The sequence below is a fragment of the Terrabacter sp. P5_B1 genome, from assembly GCF_056400505.1.
Window position 1 is genome coordinate 1 of sequence record NZ_JBFULD010000308.1, and the last position, 5,015, is coordinate 5,015.

General features: G+C 71.4%; 6 protein-coding genes. 5 read left to right on the top strand and 1 reads right to left on the bottom strand.

What is annotated here, in order from left to right:
- The 5 genes from AC1DP0_RS17860 to prcA all read left to right on the top strand — a co-directional run.
- The coding region (locus AC1DP0_RS17860; RefSeq protein WP_478086994.1) for a lysylphosphatidylglycerol synthase transmembrane domain-containing protein at positions 1 to 1,155 on the top strand (1,155 nt) is incomplete at its 5' end.
- 79 nt (positions 1,156 to 1,234) lie between these two features.
- Entirely contained in the window at positions 1,235 to 2,755 is a 1,521-nt protein-coding gene (dop, locus tag AC1DP0_RS17865) for a depupylase/deamidase Dop (RefSeq protein WP_478086996.1), read from the top strand.
- A gap of 88 nt (positions 2,756 to 2,843) precedes the next feature.
- Positions 2,844 to 3,050, top strand: a complete 207-nt coding sequence (locus tag AC1DP0_RS17870; RefSeq protein WP_478086998.1) for a ubiquitin-like protein Pup — start codon at positions 2,844 to 2,846, stop codon at positions 3,048 to 3,050.
- Entirely contained in the window at positions 3,047 to 3,880 is an 834-nt protein-coding gene (gene prcB / locus AC1DP0_RS17875) for a proteasome subunit beta (RefSeq protein WP_478087000.1), read from the top strand. The genes AC1DP0_RS17870 and prcB overlap by 4 nt, the downstream gene beginning before the upstream one ends.
- Positions 3,877 to 4,692: a proteasome subunit alpha gene (prcA, locus tag AC1DP0_RS17880; RefSeq protein WP_478087002.1), complete on the top strand. Its 816-nt coding sequence runs from the start codon at positions 3,877 to 3,879 to the stop codon at positions 4,690 to 4,692. Before prcB ends, prcA begins: the two co-directional genes overlap by 4 nt.
- Before the next feature lie 116 nt (positions 4,693 to 4,808).
- On the opposite strand, the gene AC1DP0_RS17885 is transcribed toward prcA, so the two are convergent.
- A partial coding sequence (locus tag AC1DP0_RS17885; protein WP_478087004.1) for a hypothetical protein occupies positions 4,809 to 5,015 on the bottom strand: 207 nt, incomplete at its 5' end.

Below are 5,015 nucleotides of genomic sequence, written 5' to 3' on the forward strand. Positions count from 1 at the left end.
CAGCTGCTCACCACGGTGGCGCTCGCTGTGGGACCCGAACGCACCGTGGACTCGGCTGTCGCCGCGCTGGGCGAGGACGTCGTGCTGCGAGCGGTGCCGGTCCTGCAGCCCGTCGCGCTCAGCGCCGACGCACGCGTCGCGCTCAAGGCGTCCAAGTCCGTCATGGGGGAGCTGCGTGAGCGCCTCGTCGCGCTGCGACCGCAGGCCGAGGCCGTAGAGCCGGTGCAGCTGCGGCGCATCTCCGCCCGCGGCGTGGTCACCCTCCTCGGCGGTGGCATCGCCGGCTACCTCCTCCTGACCCAGCTCGCCCAGGTCGACATCGGCCAGGTCATCAGAACCGCCGACTGGCGCTGGGCTGCGCTCCTCCTCGTCTTCGCCGCCGCGACCTTCGCCGGTGCCTCCCTCGCGCTCGCGGGCGCCGTGCAGATCCCGCTCCGGTTCATCCGCACGTACATGACCCAGCTCGCCGTCGCCTTCAGCGGTCTCGTCGCACCCGCCGCCGTCGGCAACATCGCGCTCAACACGCGCTACCTCCAGACCTCCGGGCTGTCGCCGACGATCGCGGGAGCCAGCGTCGGGGTGGCGCAGGTCGCGCAGTTCTGCTCCTACTTCGTGCTGCTCGTCATCTCCGGAGTCCTCGCCGGCACCGGTCCCGCCGTCTCGTTCAGCCCGTCGCCGGTCCTCGTCGCCGGCATCCTCGTCGTGGTCATCCTCCTGCTCGGCCTGTTGGCACTGCCGAAGGCCCGATCGCTGCTCACCGACCGGGTCCTTCCGCAGATCAGGTCGGCACTCCCGCAGGTCCTCGCCGTGCTGCAGCACCCGGCCAAGCTCACCCAGCTGCTCGGCGGCGCCCTGCTGCTCGACATGTCCTTCGTCGCGGCCCTCGTCTGTGCAACGAGGGCCTTCGGGGCACAGGCACCAGTCGCCTCCATCGCCGTCGTCTACTTCGCCGGCGCGATCGTCGGCTCGGCGGTGCCGACCCCGGGCGGGCTCGGGGGCATCGAGGCGGCGATGTCGTTCGGCCTGATCTCCATCGGCGTCGACAGCGGCACCGCCGTCTCGTCGGTCCTGCTCTACCGTCTTGCGACCTACTGGCTGCCCATCCCGTTCGGCTGGTTCTCGCTCAACCGGCTGCAGAAGGTGGGGGCCATCTAGCGGCCACCCCACGGCATACGCGATGGGCTGGTGACGGACGCCACGCGGCGCGGGCGGCTGGGGCGGTTATCGTCGGGCCATGACGGTGCGGCGGATCATGGGGCTGGAGACCGAGTACGGCATCTCGGTGCCCGGTGACCCGATGGCCAACCCGATGTTCCTCTCGGGCCAGGTCGTCAGCGTGTATGCCGCCGCCCAGGGGATCCGCTCCAACCAGTCGAGCTGGGACTACGCGTTCGAGGACCCGCTGCGTGACGCACGCGGCTGGCAGCTCGACCGGCAGACCGCCGACCCGAGCCAGCTCACCGACATCGAGGACCCGACGCTCGCCAACGTCGTGCTCACCAACGGCGCCCGCTACTACGTCGACCACGCCCATCCCGAGTACAGCTCGCCCGAGGTGACCCTGCCGCGCGACGCCGTCACCTGGGACCGCGCCGGTGACGCCATCGCGCTCGAGTCCGTCCGACTGATCGCCGCGCGGCCCGGCCAGCCGCCCGTGAACCTCTACAAGAACAACGCCGACGGCAAGGGCCAGTCCTACGGCACCCACGAGAACTACCTCATGCCCCGGCGCACGCCCTTCCCCGAGATCGTCCGCGGCCTCATCCCGTTCTTCGTGACGCGCCAGGTCGTCTGCGGCGCCGGCCGGGTCGGGCTGGGGGTCGACAGCCGGGGGGCCGGCTACCAGATCTCCCAGCGCGCGGACTTCTTCGAGACCGAGGTCGGGCTCGAGACGACCCTGAAGCGCCCGATCATCAACACGCGCGACGAGCCACACGCCGTCGCCGACCGCTACCGGCGCCTGCACGTCATCATCGGCGATGCCAACCACCTCGATGTCGCGTCGCTGCTCAAGACCGGCGCGACGTCGCTCGTGCTGGGCATGATCGAGGACGGACATCTCACCGAGGACTGGTCCGTCCGGCGTCCGGTGGCTGCTCTCCAGACCATCTCGCACGACCCGTCGCTCGCGGCCACGCTCGAGCTCGTCGACGGCCGCAGTGTGACCGCCCTCGACGTCCAGTGGATGTACCTCGAGGCCGCCCGCGCCTGGCTGGACCGACGCGGCGACGACCCCGAGCCCGAGGCGACGGCCGAGGTCATGGGTCTCTGGGAGGAGGTCCTCGCCGGCCTGGGGCGCGACGTCATGTCCTGCTCCCCGCTGCTCGACTGGGTCGCCAAGCTGAAGCTCCTCGAGGGCTACCGCGCCCGCGACGGCCTGTCCTGGGACGACCACCGGCTCGCCGCCATCGACATCCAGTGGGCCGACGTGCGGCCCGAGAAGGGGCTCGTCCACCGGCTGCGGGACCGCGGCATGCTGCGCGACCTCGTGACACCGGAGGCGGTCAAGGAAGCCCAGACCACTCCGCCCGAGGACACCCGCGCCTGGTTCCGCGGTGAGTGCGTGCGCCGCTTCACGTCCCAGGTGTTCTCGGCCAGCTGGGACTCCGTGGTCTTCGACGTCCCCGGCCACGCGAGCCTGCRGCGCGTGCCGATCCTCGAACCGGAGCGCGGCACCCGGGCGCAGGTGGGCACCCTGCTCGAGCAGAGCACCGACGTCGGTGAGCTGCTCCGCGGGCTGGCCACGCCGGAGTAGCCGCCGTCGTTGCAGCAGGGTGCTCGGACGGCGGGGTCCACACGGGTTAGGGTCGGGTCACGAGGTCCAACACGTCTGGGAGGTAGCCATGCCGGGTCAGGAGCACGTCAAGCCGCAGCGTCGTGACGAGGAGCCGCCGGAGGCACCGGAGGCGCCCCCGACCGCGCCCGCCGGGGCTGCCGTCAAGGAGGGCCTCTCCGACGACATCGACAGCGTCCTCGACGAGATCGACGGCGTCCTCGAGTCCAACGCCGAGGAGTTCGTCCGGGGCTTCGTGCAGAAGGGCGGCCAGTGACCCAGCCGTCCACGGGACGATCGCGGCAGATCGACGACGCCTTCCTCCGGGCCGGCTCCTCGTCGTTCACGGAGTTCGTCTCCGCCTACCGTCCTGAGCTGCTGCCGGGGAGCCGGCGCCTGCCCTCCGGTGCGAGCATCGAGGCACCGCACGGCACCACGATCGTGTCGCTGCTCTTCGACGGCGGGGTCGTCATGGCCGGCGACCGCCGAGCCACCATGGGCAACGTCATCGCCAACCGTGACATGGAGAAGGTCTTCGCGGCCGACGAGTACAGCGTGGTGGGTATCGCCGGCACCGCCGGCATCGCCATCGAGCTCGTCCGGCTCTACCAGGTCGAGCTCGAGCACTACGAGAAGATCGAGGGCGCCGTCATGTCCCTCGAGGGCAAGGCCAACCGTCTCGCGTCGATGATCCGTGGCAACCTCGGGCTGGCGATGCAGGGCCTGACCGTCGTGCCGACGTATGCCGGGTTCGACCTCGAGTCGGCGACGGGCCGCATCTACTCCTACGACGTCACGGGCGGGTGCTACGTCGAGGACGGCCACCACTCGACCGGATCCGGCTCCGGTTTCGCGCGCGGCTCGCTCAAGAAGCTGTGGCGTCCCGGGCTCGAGGAGCAGCAGGCCGTGTCCGTGGCCATCGAGGCGCTCTACGACGCCGCCGACGACGACTCGGCCACCGGCGGGCCCGACCTCGGCCGCCAGATCTGGCCGACCGTGGCGGTCGTCGACCACGCCGGCGCGCGGTTCGTCGCGCAGGACGTCCTCGAGCGGCACGTGCAGAGTGTCGTCGAGGCCCGTCGCGACAACCCCGGAGGTGCCCGATGAGCATGCCGTTCTACGTCCCGCCCGAGCAGGTCATGAAGGACCGGGCGGACTTCGCGCGCAAGGGAATCGCACGCGGACGGTCCGTCGTGGTGGTGGGATACGACCGCGGCATCGCCTTCGTCGCCGAGAACCCCTCGCGCGCCCTGCACAAGGTGTCCGAGATCTACGACCGCATCGCCTTCGCGGCGGTCGGGCGCTACAACGAGTTCGAGAGCCTACGGGTCGCGGGCATCCGTTACGCCGACCTGCGGGGCTACTCCTACGACCGCACCGACGTCACGGCTCGAGCCCTGGCCAACACGTATGCCCAGACGCTGGGTGCCGTGTTCACGCAGGAGTCCAAGCCCTTCGAGATCGAGATAGTCGTGGCCGAGGTCGGAGCCGACCCCGACAGCGACCAGATCTTCCGACTGACCTACGACGGGTCGGTCGCCGACGAGCGGGGCTTCGTCGCGATGGGGGGAGCGAGCGATGCGGCCGAGGAGCGGCTCGGCACCGCATGGCGACCCGGGATGACCTTGGGCGAGGTCCTGCGGCTCGCCGTCGACGTGCTCGGCGCCGGCGAGAACGGCGAGCGCCGGGCCCTGGACGAGGCGCAGCTCGAGGTGGCTGTGCTCGACCGCGACCGTCCGCGCCGCTCGTTCCGGCGCATCGTCGGTCCGTTGCTCACCCGTCTGCTCGGTGAGCCACGCGAGACGACGGACGCGCCGGCCGGCCTGCTGGGCTCGGAAGCGGCTCCGGCATCCGGAGATCCGACGACGACGGCAGGGGAGTCACCCGAAGGTCCGGGCACCGCGACGCCGACGGCCTGACTCCCACGCACTCCGCGTGGAGCGGGGTGGGCACGACCTGACGAAGGCCGCGCACCGGCTGGTGGGCGGCCTTCGTCAGGCTCGGGGCGCCAGTCAGGCGGGCGCCGGTGGCGTCGTCAGCGGCGCGTGGCGTCGACCTGGGCGCCAGAGGCGCTGCGCTGGGCCTGCTCGTCGTCCCGCTTGTCGAGCTCGGCCCCCTCAGCCTCGGTGTCCACGACCTCGGACTCGGCGCCCTCGGACTGCTCCACGTCGTCCGTTGCCGCCGCAATGTCGTGCACCGGGCCGGGAACGGGCTGCTGGTCGTCGGCGTCACCAGCCGGGGC

Excerpts from the sequence above, each read along its gene's own strand:
- prcA (WP_478087002.1), top strand. The coding sequence starts at position 3,877 with ATGAGCATGCCGTTCTACGTCCCGCCCGAGCAGGTCATGAAGGACCGG.
- AC1DP0_RS17870 (WP_478086998.1), top strand. The coding sequence starts at position 2,844 with ATGCCGGGTCAGGAGCACGTCAAGCCGCAGCGTCGTGACGAGGAGCCG.